The 19411-nt window shown below is 33.7% G+C and carries 12 protein-coding genes; 2 read left to right on the forward strand and 10 right to left on the reverse strand.

The features are described 5' to 3' along the window. Positions 1–307 precede the first annotated feature (307 nt). The 7 genes from M2306_RS05020 to M2306_RS05050 form a co-directional block, all read right to left on the reverse strand. Positions 308–2725: a phage tail-like protein gene (locus M2306_RS05020; protein WP_310503498.1), complete on the reverse strand. Its 2418-nt coding sequence runs from the start codon at positions 2723–2725 to the stop codon at positions 308–310. Positions 2726–2744: 19 nt separating this feature from the next. After that, positions 2745–7934: a beta strand repeat-containing protein gene (locus tag M2306_RS05025; RefSeq protein WP_498882781.1), complete on the reverse strand. Its 5190-nt coding sequence runs from the start codon at positions 7932–7934 to the stop codon at positions 2745–2747. A gap of 33 nt (positions 7935–7967) precedes the next feature. Next, positions 7968–9929: an OmpA family protein gene (locus tag M2306_RS05030; protein ID WP_115091668.1), complete on the reverse strand. Its 1962-nt coding sequence runs from the start codon at positions 9927–9929 to the stop codon at positions 7968–7970. A gap of 11 nt (positions 9930–9940) precedes the next feature. Beyond that, positions 9941–10873, reverse strand: a complete 933-nt coding sequence (locus M2306_RS05035; protein ID WP_115091048.1) for a PorP/SprF family type IX secretion system membrane protein — start codon at positions 10871–10873, stop codon at positions 9941–9943. 12 nt (positions 10874–10885) lie between these two features. Continuing rightward, a complete protein-coding gene (locus M2306_RS05040; protein WP_498882782.1) occupies positions 10886–12202 on the reverse strand; it encodes a T9SS type B sorting domain-containing protein in 1317 nt (438 codons plus the stop codon). A 1197-nt stretch (positions 12203–13399) separates the two neighbouring features. Then, positions 13400–14224, reverse strand: coding sequence for a hypothetical protein (locus tag M2306_RS05045; protein ID WP_259188738.1), 825 nt, complete (start codon positions 14222–14224; stop codon positions 13400–13402). A 1-nt stretch (position 14225) separates the two neighbouring features. Then, positions 14226–14825: a hypothetical protein gene (locus M2306_RS05050; protein ID WP_259188737.1), complete on the reverse strand. Its 600-nt coding sequence runs from the start codon at positions 14823–14825 to the stop codon at positions 14226–14228. 221 nt (positions 14826–15046) lie between these two features. Here M2306_RS05050 and M2306_RS05055 point away from each other — a divergent pair, with 221 nt between their 5' ends. Both M2306_RS05055 and chrA read left to right on the forward strand, forming a co-directional pair. After that, positions 15047–15844 (forward strand): helix-turn-helix domain-containing protein, encoded by a 798-nt coding sequence (locus M2306_RS05055; RefSeq protein ID WP_259188735.1) that lies wholly within the window; start codon positions 15047–15049, stop codon positions 15842–15844. Between the two features lie 78 nt (positions 15845–15922). Further along, positions 15923–17056: a chromate efflux transporter gene (gene chrA, locus M2306_RS05060; RefSeq protein ID WP_259188733.1), complete on the forward strand. Its 1134-nt coding sequence runs from the start codon at positions 15923–15925 to the stop codon at positions 17054–17056. A gap of 19 nt (positions 17057–17075) precedes the next feature. Here chrA and M2306_RS05065 read toward each other — a convergent pair whose 3' ends face one another. The 3 genes from M2306_RS05065 to M2306_RS05075 form a co-directional block, all read right to left on the reverse strand. Then, entirely contained in the window at positions 17076–17642 is a 567-nt protein-coding gene (locus M2306_RS05065; protein WP_259188732.1) for a lipocalin family protein, read from the reverse strand. Between the two features lie 98 nt (positions 17643–17740). Next, entirely contained in the window at positions 17741–18775 is a 1035-nt protein-coding gene (arsB, locus tag M2306_RS05070) for an ACR3 family arsenite efflux transporter (RefSeq protein ID WP_259188730.1), read from the reverse strand. A gap of 3 nt (positions 18776–18778) precedes the next feature. Beyond that, the gene (locus M2306_RS05075) at positions 18779–19393 is read right to left on the reverse strand and encodes an arsenate-mycothiol transferase ArsC (protein ID WP_259188725.1); all 615 of its coding nucleotides are present in this window, start codon (positions 19391–19393) and stop codon (positions 18779–18781) included. Positions 19394–19411: the final 18 nt, after the last annotated feature.

The following is a 19411-nucleotide window of genomic DNA, read 5'->3' on the forward strand; positions in this document are numbered from 1 at the left end:
TAGGATTAGTATCTTAATGGACCATTTGAAGGAAAAACACGTTCTATTTAATTCATAAAATACCACCTATCGGATATAAAACATTAAATTTAACACAAACTATACCTGAAAGGGTATTATTTCATTTTTTTACATTTATACCTGAAAAGGTATAGATATGGATTCAATACAAGTATTTGTAAAACAAAAGCGAAAAGAATTAAAGCTTACGCAAGAGGATTTAGCACTATAATGATTTATTTAATACAAAAAAAAATAAGCTTGATTAAATCAAGCTTATTTTTTTAATTGTTCTTCATTATATCCACTATGGAACTATATAATCTACATTTGTATTCTCTTGTACATATTGGATAGCCCAAGTCATAATATTAGCGTATAAAATACTATTATAAACCAAAGTACCTCCATTATATGCTTTAGAGATTGGCAATCCTCCTGCTGTCATAGCAGCTGGCCAAATAGTTGTCGAACTATTAGTAGCATCACCAGAGGTCCATCCAGAATCACCAACATAAATATATCCTAGTGTATTGTGCTTAATCAACCAAGAACGAGAAGTATTACCTTGTTGATGAGAAAAGCTAGTATATTCATTCGAAAAACCTGTTACGTAATAAGAATTATTCACATCACTTCCTCCTGCTTTATTTCGAATGTCTCCAAAAGGCCCATTTAGCAATATATTATCCATATTTAAAATTGGATTAATATAGGTGGTTCCAGTTCCTGATACAGCAGTAGTTGCAGAATTTGCTATTGCATTAATTAAATCTCTAGCCCCTGTAGCATCATTCTCTTGAGAGTGAATCAATACACCTTTCTTATTTTTAACAAAGTCTTCTAAAATGGCAATCGATGCTGCTGATGGTAAGTAATTATAACCAATTACAATTACGTCTATTTTATTATTATTGATGTTATTTCTCAATGTAGCTCCTTGTCCTGTACCTCCATTAACAATCGTAATACCATCTACTTGAACTTTTCCTGTAGGTCCAAAATTCGCAGGTGATTGTAATATAGCTCTTGTACTTTGCGTATTACTAGCCGTTCCAGGTTGATAGGTACCACCTCCTAATCCAAGGACATTTATTTTGCGATAAACAAACTCTACATTTTTATTACATGTATTACTTCCTAAACTACTATTTGATGTAATTGTAAATCGATGAGTACCTCCTGTTAGACCTGTACCTGAAGCTTGTAATGTTACATCTTGTGTACCGGTCAAAGTAAATGTACCGCTTGCTGAGAACGTCACTCCATTTACTGTATTGGTAGATATAGTATAAGCACCTGGATATTGAACGTTTACACTTAATGTCATTGTATTCGTAGCATTCATGGCTATATTAGGAGCATACGTTCCATTTACCACTATAGTAGAACAAGTTAAACTATAAGCTACAGGTTGTCCTGTTATTGTAACATCAAATCCACAAGTAGCAACCATACCTGGTGATGCATCTAAAGTAAAGGTATTTACACCCGGAGTAGTTGGTGTTCCAACAGCTGTTAATACAACATCCCTCTCACCTAGTGAATCAAAAGAAAGTGGCCCTGAAGTGAAATAAATACCGCCCACAGTATTTGTACGAATTGTGGTTTCACCGGTTGCTTGTACATTAGCCTTTATCGTTACTGTATTAGAAGCTGTCATGGCTTCATCTTGTTTATACACCCCAGCAACAATTGCTTGAGAACAATCTACGGTATACTTAATAGCTTGTACTACAACTTGAACACCCGTACAACTTGTACTTGTACCAGCATCAGAATTTGAAGTCAAATTAAATGAATTTGAGCCTGAAACTATTGGTGTTCCAGTTCCCAATAATTCTATGGTTTGAGGACCTCCAATTTGCGTAAATGTCCCAGATCCTCTAAATGAATAACCATTGACTGTATTAGTTGATATACTCCAATATCCTACTGATTGCACGTCAACCTCTAAAATAATCTTATTATTCCCATCTAACGATCTACCGATCATATAGTCACCTTGAACTATTGCACCATTACAATCTATTTCATAGCTAACACTTGCTTTGTCTACAAAAACATACTTAGTGACACATGTACTAAGCTTATTATTTAATGAGATAGTCAATAAATCTCCATTCTCACCAACATTATAGCCCACATTAGGAGTTCCTACTCCTTCTGCAATCAAAGTATATGTTCCTGAGGTTGGGAAAGTTCCTTTAGTTGAAAAATAATAACCATTATTTGTTGCAGCTAAAATATCATAGGTACCTGCTTGTGTTACTGTTACAGGTATAGTCAAATAATTTGAAGGTTTCAAATATTCTCCTTGTTTAAATGTTCCATTTACCGTTATCTCTGAACATTGTATTGCACTAATTTCAAATACAGCAGGAGGCGGCGTACCACATAAACTCAACCAGGTATCTTGTACTTCACTCCAATAGTTAAAACAGCCTGTTGTTTTATTGTAAATCAATAAACCATCAGTTCTATTGGCAACTGCAATTGCATCTCTTTGTTGTGTGGTCAATCTTGGAGTCAAAAATCCTTTATTAACACTTTCTAATTCAAGTATTACTCCCAAACCAGGTACAGCAGCGGATCCAGAAATAGTGCCATCTTTAATTTTAGTCATATTAGTTTGGGCCATACTTGAAAAGATACCTATAAAAAGGATCAATAGTAATGAAATTATATCTTTCATTCCCTTGTATATCGTATTATTATAACGCATAATTAATAATTTTAAAAAGTTAGTTTTTGTGCATGAAGTCTAGAAGCATTTTCTCTAATTGCTCTACTTTTTGTTGAACATTTTGGTTAACTTGCTCTAATTGCTCTACTTTTTGCTGAACATTTTGGTTAACTTGCTCTAATTCTTTAATTCTTGACTCCTTTTCCTCTAATTCTTTATTTTGCTCAATAATATGCAAATACAATTCTTCTGTTTTTTCTAAAAGTTGAATTGATAATTCTGAAACATTAAAAGAATAGCCGTCCTCTGATTTACTCAATTCATGAATAGGCGTTATCCCAGGTAAGTGACGATTTTCTTTAATAAAGTCTTCAACAACATCTAAGCTTTTAAACTTATAATCATATTTTAAGGATGAATACCCATCAAAATACTTTTCAAATACATAATCTGCATAGTAACTATTTACAGCTGTGATACTTCCATTAACTCTTAACTTCTCATTAGGAGCGCCAGATGGTTCAGTAAACCCAATTCCAACCCATCCTTTAGTATAAATATCAGCTGTACTACTAGTAGCGACATTATGTGTTGAGGAATCCAACCAAGGATGTTTATTAATTGATTCGATTTCAATCGTATGAATAATTCCATCCTCATCTGTATATAATAAAGAATTGGTCGCTGCATCAAATTCCAACTTAGTTAACGATTCTCCATCACCAACTAAATCTGTTAATTTTAAGTTAGTAACTTCCCCTTTTTCATTTTTATAGGTTAATACATGCTCCATTGGATCATAAACCAAGGTAGTTACTGTCTCTGTTCCTTTCACTAACACTTTAATATCGATTGGATGTAGATCTCCCGCTTCATCTTTGTAGGTTAGCGTATAAATATCAACAATTTCTCCACTCTCCTCGCTCTCTTGCGTTACTATATTTTCAAGAACCGTTAACGTTTCACTAGACTTAACTAAAGCAGGAATATCTACTACTACTGGGACATTAGCCTCATTCGTATACGTCAGAACTCCATTTGCATTTGCTAGGGTTGTTACTGTTTCATTAGCCTTAATGATTGTAGACATATCCAAGGTAACTGTATCTCCATCTTCATTGACATACGTAAAGGAATTTCCGTCATAATGTACGTTACCCGCATTCTCTGTAAGGTATTGATTTAAAATTTCTTGAACATTCGTATTATTAATAATGTCTTCGAAGTTGTTGATCACATCAGCCTGAACATCAATTACTACAGCTACACCCGCCTCATTGGTATAGGTGTATTGTCCGTTACCTGATGGATCTTTTACTAAAGTAGTGATAGTTTCATTCGCCTTGATAATCGTGGACATATCCAAGGTAACCGTATCTCCATCTTCATTGACATACGTAAAGGAATTTCCGTCATAGTGTACGTTTCCACCTACGTTTTTAATGATGTTGTTGATGATTTCCTGTACATCTGTTTGGTTGATTATATCTTCAAAGTTGTTGATCACATCTGCTTGTACATCTATCACAACTGCTACACCCGCCTCATTGGTATAGGTATATTGTCCGTTACCTGATGGATCTTTTACTAAAGTAGTGATAGTTTCATTCGCCTTGATAATCGTTGACATATCCAAGGTAACCGTATCTCCATCTTCATTGACATACGTAAAGGAATTTCCGTCATAGTGAACATTTCCTCCTACGTTTTTAATGATGTTGTTGATGATTTCCTGTACATCGGTTTGGTTAATGATATCTTCAAAGTTATTGATCACATCAGCCTGAACATCAATCACAACTGCTACACCTGCCTCATTGGTATAGGTGTATTGTCCGTTGCCTGATGGATCCTTAACTAAGGTAGTAATAGTTTCATTCGCCTTAATAATTGTTGACATATCCAAGGTAACTGTATCTCCATCTTCATTGACATACGTAAAGGAATTTCCGTCATAGTGAACATTTCCTCCTACGTTTTTAATGATGTTGTTGATGATTTCCTGTACATCGGTTTGGTTAATGATATCTTCAAAGTTATTGATCACATCAGCCTGAACATCAATTAATACAGCTACACCTGATTCATTGGTATAGGTGTATTGTCCGTTACCTGATGGATCCTTAACTAAGGTGGTAATAGTTTCATTAGCTTTGATAATCGTTGACATATCCAAGGTTACTGTATCTCCATCTTCATTGACATACGTAAAGGAATTTCCGTCATAGTGAACGTTTCCTCCTACGTTTTTAATAATGTTGTTGATGATTTCCTGTACATCGGTTTGGTTGATGATGTCTTCAAAGTTGTTGATCACATCTGCTTGTACATCTATCACAACTGCTACACCTGCTTCATTGGTATAGGTATATTGTCCGTTGCCTGATGGATCTTTTACTAAAGTAGTGATAGTTTCATTCGCCTTGATAATCGTTGACATATCCAAGGTTACCGTATCTCCATCTTCATTGACATACGTAAAGGAATTTCCGTCATAATGTACGTTACCCGCATTCTCTGTAAGGTATTGATTTAAAATTTCTTGAACATTCGTATTATTAATAATGTCTTCGAAGTTGTTGATCACATCAGCCTGAACATCAATTACTACAGCTACACCCGCCTCATTGGTATAGGTGTATTGTCCGTTACCTGATGGATCCTTAACTAAGGTGGTAATAGTTTCATTAGCCTTAATGATTGTAGACATATCCAAGGTTACCGTATCTCCATCTTCATTAACATACGTAAAGGAATTTCCGTCATAGTGTACGTTTCCTCCTACGTTTTTAATGATATTGTTGATGATTTCCTGTACATCGGTTTGGTTGATGATATCTTCAAAGTTGTTGATCACATCAGCCTGAACATCTATCACAACTGCTACACCCGCCTCATTGGTATAGGTGTATTGTCCGTTACCTGATGGATCTTTTACTAAAGTAGTGATAGTTTCATTCGCCTTGATAATCGTGGACATATCCAAGGTAACCGTATCTCCATCTTCATTGACATACGTAAAGGAATTTCCGTCATAGTGAACATTTCCTCCTACGTTTTTAATGATATTGTTGATGATTTCCTGGACGTCAGTTTGGTTGATGATATCTTCAAAATTGTTGATCACATCCGCTTGTACGTCAATCACAACTGCTACACCTGCTTCATTGGTATAAGTGTATTGTCCGTTGCCTGATGGGTCCTTAACTAAAGTAGTAATAGTTTCATTAGCCTTAATGATTGTAGACATATCCAAGGTAACTGTATCTCCATCTTCATTGACATACGTAAAGGAATTTCCGTCATAGTGAACGTTACCTCCTACGTTTTTAATGATATTATTGATGATTTCCTGTACATCGGTTTGGTTGATGATATCTTCAAAGTTGTTGATCACATCAGCCTGAACATCTATCACAACTGCTACACCCGCTTCATTGGTATAGGTGTATTGTCCGTTACCTGATGGATCTTTTACTAAAGTAGTGATAGTTTCATTCGCCTTGATAATCGTGGACATATCCAAGGTAACCGTATCTCCATCTTCATTGACATACGTAAAGGAATTTCCGTCATAGTGAACATTTCCTCCTACGTTTTTAATGATATTGTTGATGATTTCCTGGACGTCAGTTTGGTTGATGATATCTTCAAAATTGTTGATCACATCCGCTTGTACGTCAATCACAACTGCTACACCTGCTTCATTGGTATAAGTGTATTGTCCGTTGCCTGATGGGTCCTTAACTAAAGTAGTAATAGTTTCATTAGCCTTAATGATTGTAGACATATCCAAGGTAACTGTATCTCCATCTTCATTGACATACGTAAAGGAATTTCCGTCATAGTGAACGTTACCTCCTACGTTTTTAATGATATTATTGATGATTTCCTGTACATCGGTTTGGTTGATGATATCTTCAAAGTTGTTGATCACATCAGCCTGAACATCTATCACAACTGCTACACCCGCTTCATTGGTATAGGTGTATTGTCCGTTACCTGATGGATCTTTTACTAAAGTAGTGATAGTTTCATTCGCCTTGATAATCGTGGACATATCCAAGGTAACCGTATCTCCATCTTCATTGACATACGTAAAGGAATTTCCGTCATAGTGAACATTTCCTCCTACGTTTTTAATAATGTTGTTGATGATTTCCTGTACATCGGTTTGGTTGATGATGTCTTCAAAGTTGTTGATCACATCTGCTTGTACATCTATCACAACTGCTACACCCGCCTCATTGGTATAGGTGTATTGTCCGTTGCCTGATGGATCTTTTACTAAAGTAGTGATGGTTTCGTTAGCTTTGATAATCGTTGACATATCCAAGGTTACTGTATCTCCATCTTCATTGACATACGTAAAGGAATTTCCGTCATAGTGAACGTTTCCTCCTACGTTTTTAATAATGTTGTTGATGATTTCCTGTACATCGGTTTGGTTGATGATGTCTTCAAAGTTGTTGATCACATCTGCTTGTACATCTATCACAACTGCTACACCTGCTTCATTGGTATAGGTATATTGTCCGTTGCCTGATGGATCTTTTACTAAAGTAGTGATAGTTTCATTCGCCTTAATGATTGTGGACATATCCAAGGTAACCGTATCTCCATCTTCATTGACATACGTAAAGGAATTTCCGTCATAGTGAACATTTCCCGCATTCTCTGTAAGGTATTGATTTAAAATTTCTTGAACATTCGTATTATTGATAATGTCTTCGAAGTTGTTGATCACATCAGCCTGAACATCAATCATGACTTCCGTCCCTGCCTCATTTTTATACGTATACTTTCCATTACCTGATGAATCTTTAACTAACGTGGTAACGATATTTAAACTTTGAAGATCTATAAAAATAACATCATCATTTTCATCATATAGTTTAAGTAAATCATCTTCAACTACAAAACTTTTATTTTTTGCATTACTCCATTCTTTACCATCTAATTCTGTTAAAAATCGATTCCAATTATTTCCTTTCCAAAAATAATATCCTGGTTGTAAATCTCCTGAATCTGTTACGTTATAAACCAATAAACTTTCAACATTTCCATTGGTAATCGTACCATTGTCAGTAAGACTTTTCAATTCAACTCGGGGGATTAGAACCCCTCTTTTATCAGAAGTTATTTCAAGTTGAGAAGAAGGATTAGGGTTAGCCGTACCTATTCCAACTTGAGCGTAACTTATTGCCCCAGTACAAAAAGCACCGAGTAAAATCCATCTCTTTTTCATGTGATTAGTTGTTTAAATTATGTTTCCTGCGTATTAAATTTCTTTAATAATAAATTCACTGCGTCTATTTTCTTGGTGTTCCGAAGTCGTACACGGTACACCATTGCTACATTTGTTTAGCAACTGACTTTCTCCATATCCTCGTCCAGTCAAGCGACTTGGATCGATTCCTTGTTCAATCATCCATTTAATAGTTGATTTCACACGACGATCGGATAAACTCATGTTGTATACATCATTTCCTCTACTATCTGTATGAGAGCGAACATCAATTTTTATGGAAGGGTATTCTTTCAATACCTCGACTACTTTCATCAACTCAATCGCAGCATCTCTGCGAATATTCGATTTATCAAAATCAAAGTAGATCGGTTGTAAATTGAGTCTTTTAAATAAATCATCATTTAAGCCTAGCGGTTTCTCTGCTTTTTCTAAGCCAATATTTACTGTTTTTACCCCAGGTTCTCGATTTACATTAAAAGCAACTTCAACGGTATTATAGGATTCTTTTTCTGCTTTAATGCGGTACTTATATCCACAATCTAAAAGTGAAGTGATATAATATCCTTTCGCATTGGTGTAAAGTGTATCTGATTTTTGATAAAGCGCATCTGAAATAACAATCAAGGCATTTGCAACGATTTCATTGGTGTCTTTGTCGTATACTGTTCCTTCAATCGTTTGCTTACACGGTTTTTCAGCAAGGAAATAAATATCATCTGATCCTTGTCCATCAGCGCGGTTTGAACTAACAAATCCTTTATTTTGTTTGGGATCCAAGTAGAACCCAAAATCATCCATGCTACTATTAATAGGGGTTCCCATATTCACGACAGGACCAAAACTTCCATTAGGATAAATCTTAGCGGTAAATATGTCCAATCCCCCTAAACCTAGATGCCCATCAGAAGAGAAATACAACTGATAATCAGAAGCTATAAAAGGAAAATTTTCTCTACCTTCTGTATTGATGGAGGAACCTAAATTTTCAACTGGTCCATATCCTTCATGTTCATATAAAGCCACGCGAAACAAATCGGATTGTCCTCTTGTACCTTGTCGATCAGAAGCAAAGTACAACCACTTATCGTCTGGTGTTAATGCAGGATGGGCGGTATTAAAATTATCCGAATTAAAAGGCAATTCTTCTACTTGTCCCCACTTTCCATCCGCTTGTTTTACTGCTTTGTATAATTTCAATAAAGAAGTTTTCTCTTTATTTTGTTTGCTTTTTCCGCTCGCTTTGGAATTATTACGCGTGAAATACATGGTATTGCCATCTTGCGTAAAAACAGCTGTTGCATCATTGACCTCAGAATCAATTTCTGGTGCAAAAAGTACCGGTTCTCCAAAACCACTTTGACCAATCGTTGAACGATATAAACTGGTATAACTTTCATTTGTCCAAGCATGGATTTTACTATCCTTTTGCTGATCGGTAGCTCGTGCTGACGTAAATATAAATTGATCCCCAAGCAGGGTTCCGCCATAATCTGAATAGGCTGTATTAAAATCTAAGCGTTTAATATCATAGCGATCCGATCGATTTTCAATATGAGCCAAATAATCGCGGTTCTTGCTATATAGCTCTACCCTAGAATCTCGCTGTTCTAATACTGCAAACTGATCCATCATTTGTTTCGATTTTGTATAATCTTCCACTGACTTTAAAGTTTGTGCATAGCGATAGTAATATTCTGAAGGTAATTTGGCCAATTCTTTATCTTCATAATTCCCTTCAAAGAGCTCCGTATACCATGTATTCGCCTCTACTAATTTCCCATTAAAATAGTAGGCATCAGCGAGGTTTTGCAGAATAGAGGTATTGACATACCCTTGATTTGCCATGCGTTCATACACTTTAATGGCATCAACATAGGCCAATCGATCAAAGCTTTTATCAGCCTGTTTTTCCTTTTTAATTTGACTATAACCTGTTGTGCTTAAGCCCAAGGCTATACTTAATATTCCAAGTTGTATTATCTGTTTCACCATACTTGTACCCATTAGAAGAACCTTGGCGCAGCAACGCGCTTGTAGCTATTAAACAAAGTGAATCGCATAAAGATTTCATGAGATCCCGAATTATATCGAGCCAATTTGGAAGTTTCAGCATCATAGCTATAACCAACCATAATCTGATCTGACACTTGAAAACCAACTAAGCCACTCACGGCAGCATCCCATCGGTAAGCAACTCCTGCGGTAAACTTATCTACAAACATAAAGTTGGCTGATACATCCATTTGCAGCGGAGATCCTTGTTCCATTTTTACCATAGCAGCCGGTTTAAACTTGATGTTTGTATTCAGGTCAAACACATACCCCCCTGTCACATACAAGTGCATCTTTTCACGCATTGTTTTGACATTATTATCGTCATAGCGTGAACGAGTTAGTAATGTGGGTACCGAAACACCTACATAAGCCCGGTCCGAATACAAGAATAATCCCGCCCCTATATTGGCATTAAATTCATTCTTAATATCATCTTCTGCTACAGGATCTGTCGGGTTGTAAATATGCAGCTTACTGTAATTGACATCTAGTAAATTTGCAGACCCTTTCAATCCAAAAGCTAACTTATAATTGTAGTTCAGATTCACAGCATAAGATAAATCAACCGCTAAGGTATTATCGTCCATCACACCTAAATGATCATTGACAAAACTCACCCCTAATCCCAATCCTGATTCACCCAAAGGAGTATTGACAGACAAAGTTGCTGTTTTAGGAGCCCCTTCTAACCCCACCCATTGGGTGCGATACAAACCAAAAATATTCAACCCTTCTCTACTTCCCGCATAAGCAGGGTTGATGTTCGAGTGGTTATACATATACTGCGTATATTGTGGATCTTGTTGTGCATAGGATTGTTCCATACAAAACAAGCCTACCCCTCCAAGAACAAAAGTCTTTATTGTGTTTTTTAGTCTCATCTATTTTGGGATTTAATTGGTCTCTACATGTAAATTGGCGGCTTTCTTAATCATACGACTACCATTAGCATCTTTGTATTCATAAGTCACTACGTAGTAATACGTTCCACTTGGTAATTTTTTATTTTTATCCACTGTAATCTTACCGTCTGAATAGCCTCTAAATACATTTACACTTCCATCTCCTTTTGGATCATATCCCGTAGTTTCATATACTTTTACCCCCCAACGGTTGTAAATTTCTACGCGGTTATTGGGATATTTGTTGATATTATCAATGATGAAGTAATCATTTTTACCATCTCCATCAGGTGTGACTAAATTGTAAATCACGACATCACCTTCAATAAGCCAATCTTTTTTTACTGTAGCTAGCGTGAAATAACCAAAATCTTTAATTTCTGCGACTGTTGTTACCCTATTAAGAGACATATCCACAACTCCTCCTTCATCCACCCATAGCTGTTCTTTGGCATCCCAACGGACAATATGCAATTCCTCTTCTGGATTTTTAAGTAATTCCGGAGGCGTAGTTTCCTCATTCCAATCCAAACTCAAGACAACCATATTCGGTTGTGTTAAATTCCCTTCCAATCGCCAATATTCTTTCTCGTTTAACACCTTAATTACCCCTGCTGTTTTTTTGTGTGCTGCAAAAAACGGAGCATCTTCTAAATAATATTGCCCGACAATAGTGGCTAAAATGTCATCTGGTGCACTTATCACTGCTGGACGAAAATATTTTTTATATCCAATAGGGTATTCAAAGCGATCATTTCCTTTCTTTTCTACTGCTCCTTCAATAAAGCTGTGATTGCCAACATTCTCATGTCGAGCCCCTGCAAGGAAAGTAACCATACCATTAGAAACTGAAGTACTAGCATTTTTTGTTGGATCTACTTGTACAATACCATTTTTAAAATGAGCCAAACCTGAAATATCAATATTGTTCTTTAAGTCAAAAGCAATCCCATTTAGTTCGCTGTCAAATTCAATATTGTAGAAAGAAGCCAAACTATTGCCACTGATTCGCTTTGCTAGGGTAGAATTAGATAAAATAAAAAAAGTAGAAGAGCTCTTCAGCGAAGAAGAAATCCCATAATAACCATCATTCGTAAAATCCTTATAATAATACACACTCCCATCATTCACAAAAGTACCAGAAGCTGTATTTGTAAAATCGGACCGAGTAGATAATATGGTTTCTGGGCGGACACTGAACAAACCTGTATTCACTAGTTGAATATGCTCCGATTCGTCTTGCCCATAAGATAAGGTATGCACACAAACAAGAAGCAAGGAGGTTAATTTGAAATAATTCTGACTCATATAAGTTTTATTTAATGGTTGGTATTCCTTTCTATTGCCCAGTATCACTATACTACCCAATATATTGAATCACTAAAACATATCTTAATTTTAATACACATATATTAAAATTCACATAAATTTAAACAAAAAAATAAATCAAAACCAAATTTAAACCAAATTTAAACTAAAGTTAATTTAGCAATAACATTAAAAAAAGATTATTTATTTAATAAAAAAACAATCAAATAAAACAAAACAAATGTTTTTAAATGAATTTATTAATATTTCTGTTTAAAATTTGATTTTATAATAATTTTATTTTTATTAAAACAAATCAAATACATTTATTCTAAAATATAGAGCCATCAACACTATTTATTTAAATTAAATTATTAAAAATTTGAAAATGATTCTCGTTTAAAGTAGTTTAAAAAAAGTGTTATAAAAACAACTAGTAACAGGTTTACCTCACATTTGGGTGCAAGTATTTAATTTACTGCATCAAAAAAACATTTCACTAAATATCAGCAACTTATATTTTCAAAACCAACAACTCTTGTCAAATAATAAGAATCAATCGTATCCTTTATTGAGTTAATCGCATTGGAAGATAAAACCAGTATAGAACACAATTTATAAGTGAGATTAGAACAAGATAAAAACAAGTAAATTCGAGTAAATTTATTGTGATTACAATACAAGACAAATCAATTCCTTACAAGATTATATCGATAAAAGCATTGCTTTAGTAAGATTAATTCACTAAAATATGATTTCCATACAGGAACTATCTAGGGTTATTCTACTAAAATTATAGCTTTTATAGTATCCTAAATTCGTGTTTATTTTCCTATTACCAGACTTGTTACTTAATACAATAAATTAAAGAATTAACAAAGAGAAAATAAATAAAATTTATAGGTCGAAACCAAGGGGAAATTAATGCTAGCATAAAAAAAAACAGGCAATAGAAATCTTCACACTATTGCCTGTTTTTTTGTTATCTAATGCTCCTTAAAAAGTTATACTAAATTCTTCTTTTAATGGTTGTGCTTTTTTCATTGCAGTAATCCAATCATATTTTACTTCGGCAGAACCTCTATATTTTAATTAAATATTATCACAATCGTGAAAAACAATATATAAATCTAAAAACATATTGTCAAACTTAGACCAATCTTCTCCTTTTATCTTTATAAGATATTTATACTACTTTCAATAAAGCTTCACAGTAATTACAAAATGACCATATTCAATTTTATGATTACTATCAATAATAGTACAAACAAACAAATAACTATCTTTAGATACTTGTCGGTAATGGACTAGCGAGCTTAATTCTCTATAGATTGGAGTAGCTGTATTTAGAAATGTTTCTAAATTATCTACAACTAATTTTTTACTTTGGAGATCCTCTGCTTGAAGCTTAAAGAATTTTTCAATTCCCTCTAATAATCGATCCATTATAAAAACACCTGGCACCATAGGATAATTATCAAAATGTCCCTTACATTGTTCAATTGTAAAAGCGGGAATTTGAATTTTAAAACAAAATGGTTCGATTAAATTCACCAGTAAGTCCTCATTTATTGGAGCACTTTCTGCAGGAATTTTCTCTGTATAAAAACTGCTAAAAACCTCGTTAAAAGCATTTTCATCGAAAATAACATATTCTAGTTCAGAGGTATAAAACAATTGATTTTGATTATTCAAAACGTCTACTAAAACTTTTCCTTTACGCTTTGAAAATGAAAAAGGCTTAGTACAATACTTTAACCCATCCTCTACAATCGTACTATTGATTTTCCTTATCCTTATTTTTTCAGCTAAAAAAAATGTTTTAGAAGAGATATCCATGGCTGTCAATAAAGAGATACTTCCTAATGATGCAACTGTTTGTCCTATTGCTTTAAGTCCTCTCAATTGACTATCTGAGCGACTTGTCGTACTATACTCTACTGTAGATTCCTTCATTACCAAATTATCCATTGGAAATAAATAAGGATAATTCTCCCCGATGTAATTATACAAATGTTTCATCTTACAAATTATTTTGTTTAATAATATAAGTACAGTCTATATTTGAATTTTCGTCATAGAAAGATTGGGACACTTGTATTTCTATATTACTTAATTGAAGATAATCTTTGATTCCATCTAAAAAAGCTATTAAAGTGGGAAAAGTTAGATACTGATCAATTTTATATTGTTTAGCAGCTCTATGATAACGATCAACACCTTTCAAATGAATCACAGCATAATCTGACATATATTCTTGCACATCAAACTTGAACTCCGGACTCGAAGTGTAAATAGCAGAAATAGCAACCATAACCATTGATCTGCAATCTCGAACCATAGTAGTATCTTTAATTAATGCTTGCTCTGCTTTTGCTTTGCCAAGATTGTAAAATAGTTTATCGGAGTGCAAACGTATTTTATCTACTCCATACTGCTCTCCTATTGACTGTAATTGCAAAGCATAGAATTGGGAAGTAATATTGGATAAATTAATCGCTAAGTCTGATACAGTCGAAGGAAGATATAAATCAATTAATTTCTCTTTAATCTGCTGTGAAGGATATTGATCATCCCCTCTTAAAAGACGTAATTCTTCAAATAAACTATTTTTTTCTTTCATTGTCACATATTTTATTATTCTACTTTTTAAGTTAAAAAAAACAATACTTGTAAAAATATAATTAAATTAATTTTTTCTTAAATCAGTTATTTAGGATTAGAAAACCGTTTAAATCTTAGTGTAAGCTACTGTTTAAAAAGAGCTATGCTTTATTAACATTTAAATACCCTTTTATTAGAAGATAATAGTTAGTTTTACTTGTATTTTTTAATTAAATAACGTTGAATACATCTATTAAAATAAAAAATAAACTTGAGACAAGAACACTAATAAAAGTTGCTCCTTTTAGACAAGAAATTCGAAAAACTAATCCTCATAAACACAATAATTACTTCGAAATTATTTATTTAAGCGAGGGAACAGGCTTTCATACAATTGATCAAACTGTATTTTCGATAACTACTCCTACAGTTTTTTTTATACAAAAGGAGCAAGTACACTTTTGGGATATTACAAGTATACCTAAAGGCTTTGTACTTCTATTAAAAAAAGAGTTCTTACAAGCCTCATTAGATTATAAGTTAAGAGATCTCCTGTCCCAATTAAGTCATTTTACTTGCTTAAAAATAAATGATACCCAAAATATTGATGCATTATTTCATCTACTTGTATCAGAGAAGGATTTTACGGTAACAGAAGGTCTACTAAAAGCTTTATTGGCTAAGATAATAGCAAGATCTACTTCTTTTTCTACTTCCGTAAATAAAAGCGATACGATCGCCTTGTTTCAGGATTTTTTAAAGCAAACAAATAACTTACATAATAGTGTTGCCTATTATGCTCAAAGATTAAAAATTTCACCACAAAAGCTAAATGCCATCTGTCGCAAAACACTCCAACAGTCAGCATCCGAAATATTAGCAGAACATATTATTGATGAAGCAAAAAGACAATTACTATACTCTGAAAACAGTGTTAGTGAAATTGCTTACAACCTAAACTTTAGTGACTCTTCTTACTTTATAAAATACTTCAAGCGCTATATGGGTATTACTCCTAAAGCATTTCGGGAAATTTAAAGTACCATTCTTTTTTCAAATTCACCCTATTTTAAGTTCTAATTGTGACATATTTGTATGATTAAAAAGTCTTAAGATATGAATACCAAACAAGGTGAAGTAAGTCTCAAAGAAATAATCAAGGTCTTTACAAAATTAGGGATTATTGGTTTTGGAGGTCCTGCGGCTCATATTGCAATGATGAGAGAGGAAGTAGTTGTAAAAAGAAAATGGATGGATGAACAACACTTTCTAGATCTACTTGGTGCTACTAATTTAATTCCTGGCCCTAACAGTACAGAAATGGCCATTCACATTGGTTATGATAAAGCGGGCTGGAAAGGTCTTATAATTGCAGGGCTTTGTTTTATTCTTCCTGCGGTTTTACTTACAGGTGTATTGGCTTATTTTTATAAAAATTATGGAGAATTACCCCAAATTCAACCCTTTATCTATGGAATTAAACCTGCCATTATTGCTATTATCCTTGGAGCCGTATTTCCACTAGCCAAAAAATCCATTAAATCCTTATTCTTAGCCTTTATAGGACTTATTGTCTTAGTAGCTTCTTTATTTGGGACTAATGAGATCATTTTAATGTTTGGAGCTGGATTTTTAGCTTATGTAGTTTTTTATATTAATACTACAAAGCGAAGTACCTTACAAAGTTTTCTTCCATTCCCCTTCTTACTTAGTATACAAAATACTCTTTTCACCAATACCAATATGCAGCTATTTTGGATTTTTCTTAAAATAGGGGCTATACTGTACGGTAGTGGCTATGTATTATTTGCTTTTTTAGATACAGAACTCGTGCAAACAGGTTTACTCACCAAAGAGCAACTTATAGATTCTATTGCTGTAGGACAATTCACACCAGGACCTGTTTTCTCTTCCGTTACTTTTATTGGTTTTCAAATTAATGGTTTATCTGGAGCAATTCTTTCAACTGTTGCAATTTTTTTACCATCCTTTATTCTAGTAGCCTTACTAAACCCATTGATGAAAAAACTTCGCAACTCAAAAGGATTATCTGTCTTTTTAGATGCAGTAAATGTTGCCTCTGTTGCCTTGATTATCGCTGTTTGTATAACGATGACACGAGATGTGTTGCTGAACTGGCAAACCCTTGTTATTACCCTACTTAGTGGTATACTCGTTTTTAAATTTAAAAAAGTAAATAGTGCTTTTATTGTTTTAACAGGAGCTTTTTTGGGGTATCTTCTCTTTTAATTACTCGCTTTTCTTGTATTTATTTAAACTTTATTACCGACATATCTTCCTTGTCATGTTCAACCCAAATCAAACGAGATACATCATAACCAATTTCATTAGCTAGTGTCAAGTATTGTTGTTTAATAGCTTCAGGGATACTTTTTTCTCGAGATAAAACCCATAAATAATCAAGATTTTTTCCTGCTATTAGAGCATACTTATAATCTGAATCTAATGCAATGACATTATAACCCGAATAAAAAGGACCAAAAAAGCTAACTTTAAGTGCCCCTATATTTTTCTCTGCTCTGAACTTAGCTATTCCTTCTGCTTGTTTCCATTCTTTGGTTTTAACATTAAAACCTCGATTTAAAACCTTGAGATTTCCTTTCTCGTCCAAACTATAGTAAGCTGTGGTATTATTTAAATCTCTTTCAAAATAAAAATCAAACCGAGCAATTTCATACCATGTTCCCAAATAACGATTTACATCAAAATTTTCAACGGGTTTAGCTTTTTCTGGTATTGTACTTGTATTACATGACACAAACAAAAAAGATAGAATAGCAAAAAAACTTATTCTATAAAACACTTGTAAATTCATAAAAAATTAGTTTATCTCAAAAATAAAAAAATAAATGATGAATTGATTTATTCTAGTGATTAATTTAATAGAAACGATTTAAAAACAACTATATTTTATCACTTTGCATAATATTTCTTTTTCATCCACAAACTCACTCGTACCAGAAGAATCAACACAGGAACTTCAACTAAAGGTCCGATAACCCCCACAAAAGCTTGAGGCGAGTGAATTCCAAATACGGCAATGGCAACAGCAATAGCTAGTTCAAAATTGTTACCTGCTGCTGTAAAAGAAATAGCCGCATTTTTATCATAATCCACATGCATTGATTTATTTACGAAGAAGCTGACAAAGAACATCAAGACAAAATAAATAACTAGTGGGATAGCAACCTGAACTACCTGCATCGGTAATTGAACAATCTGCTCTCCTTTTAAGCTAAACATAAGCACAATGGTAAACAGTAAAGCATATAAAGTAAAGGGTGAAATAAAAGGGATAAACTTGCGCTTAAACCAATCTTGTCCTTTGATTTTAATTAAGTACTTATGACTTAAAAAACCTGCTAAAAATGGAATCCCTAAATAAATAAGCACACTTTGTACAACATCGCTCATCTTAATTGAAATAGCATAATCAGCAAATCCAAAATAAGAAGGTAATACGTTGATAAAAAGCCAAACAAAGAAGCTATAAAACAGCACTTGAAAAACACTATTTAATGCAATCAGTAAGGCTGCATATTCTCTATTACCTTTTGCTAAATCATTCCATACAATCACCATTGCAATACATCTGGCTAAACCAATTAAAATTAACCCTACCATATAATCAGGCTCATCACGCATGAAAATAATAGCCAGAACAAACATTAAAACAGGTCCTACAATGCAGTTTAAGAAAAGAGATAAGCTTAAGACTTTTGTATCCCTAAAAGCCAATGGTAATAGATTATAATCAACCTTAGCCAGTGGAGGATACATCATGATGATAAGTCCTATAGCCAACGGAATATTGGTCGTTCCAATAGACAGTTTATCCATCACATTAGAAACACTTGGAAATACATTTCCTAAGAGAACACCAATTCCCATAGCCAAGAAAATCCAAAGGGTTAAGTATCGATCTAAAAATTTCATTCTAACTTGCATAACTTACTTTTTAATTTGTGATACGATGTAAAACATTTCACTTGCAATTTCAAGGCTTCGATTAAAATATCCTTCTTGCTGGTTTTCTGTTTCATCAAACATTTTAGGGTCCTCAAATGTAATCGGGATTCTTCGTTCAGCACCCGCTATAAAGGGACAGCCCCCATCAGCTTGTGAACAAGTCATAACAGCTGCAAAATCACTACTTGGATTAAAAACTGCATCGTACTTCTTAGAAAAACCAATAATAGGAATTTCATTATCACCATACTTTATCGCATAAATAGGATTCTCTCCTTCCGAAATTTTAAATACGTTAAATCCCTGTTCTTCTAAAACTGTAGCAACTATTGGATACATAGCTGTTTGTTCAGTCCCTCCTGAATAACAAATAACATCTGAAATACCATAATAAGTTGCTGCTACTTGCATCCAAATCTGAGCCAAATGACTTCTTCTTGAATTATGCGTACAAATAAAATTGATTCGAATTGGAGATTTTGAATCAACCTTAGCTTGAATGTATGCCAGTAAAGGAGCTAAAACTTCTTTTCTATGATCAGTTATCACTCTTGATTCAAGCATAATGCTAATTGTAGTTGATAATGTTTTATACATCTTTTACCTTTTTTAAGA

Origin of the sequence: Myroides gitamensis (genome assembly GCF_029894455.1) — a bacterium.
Lineage (GTDB): Bacteria > Bacteroidota > Bacteroidia > Flavobacteriales > Flavobacteriaceae > Flavobacterium > Flavobacterium odoratum.

Excerpts from the sequence above, each read along its gene's own strand:
- M2306_RS05040 (WP_498882782.1), bottom strand. The coding sequence starts at position 12,202 with ATGAGTCAGAATTATTTCAAATTAACCTCCTTGCTTCTTGTTTGTGTG.
- M2306_RS05025 (WP_498882781.1), bottom strand. The coding sequence starts at position 7,934 with ATGAAAAAGAGATGGATTTTACTCGGTGCTTTTTGTACTGGGGCAATA.
- M2306_RS05020 (WP_310503498.1), bottom strand. The coding sequence starts at position 2,725 with ATGCGTTATAATAATACGATATACAAGGGAATGAAAGATATAATTTCA.
- M2306_RS05075 (WP_259188725.1), bottom strand. The coding sequence starts at position 19,393 with ATGTATAAAACATTATCAACTACAATTAGCATTATGCTTGAATCAAGA.
- M2306_RS05065 (WP_259188732.1), bottom strand. The coding sequence starts at position 17,642 with ATGAATTTACAAGTGTTTTATAGAATAAGTTTTTTTGCTATTCTATCT.
- M2306_RS05035 (WP_115091048.1), bottom strand. The coding sequence starts at position 10,873 with ATGAGACTAAAAAACACAATAAAGACTTTTGTTCTTGGAGGGGTAGGC.
- M2306_RS05050 (WP_259188737.1), bottom strand. The coding sequence starts at position 14,825 with ATGAAAGAAAAAAATAGTTTATTTGAAGAATTACGTCTTTTAAGAGGG.
- M2306_RS05045 (WP_259188738.1), bottom strand. The coding sequence starts at position 14,224 with ATGAAACATTTGTATAATTACATCGGGGAGAATTATCCTTATTTATTT.
- M2306_RS05030 (WP_115091668.1), bottom strand. The coding sequence starts at position 9,929 with ATGGTGAAACAGATAATACAACTTGGAATATTAAGTATAGCCTTGGGC.
- arsB (WP_259188730.1), bottom strand. The coding sequence starts at position 18,775 with ATGCAAGTTAGAATGAAATTTTTAGATCGATACTTAACCCTTTGGATT.
- chrA (WP_259188733.1), top strand. The coding sequence starts at position 15,923 with ATGAATACCAAACAAGGTGAAGTAAGTCTCAAAGAAATAATCAAGGTC.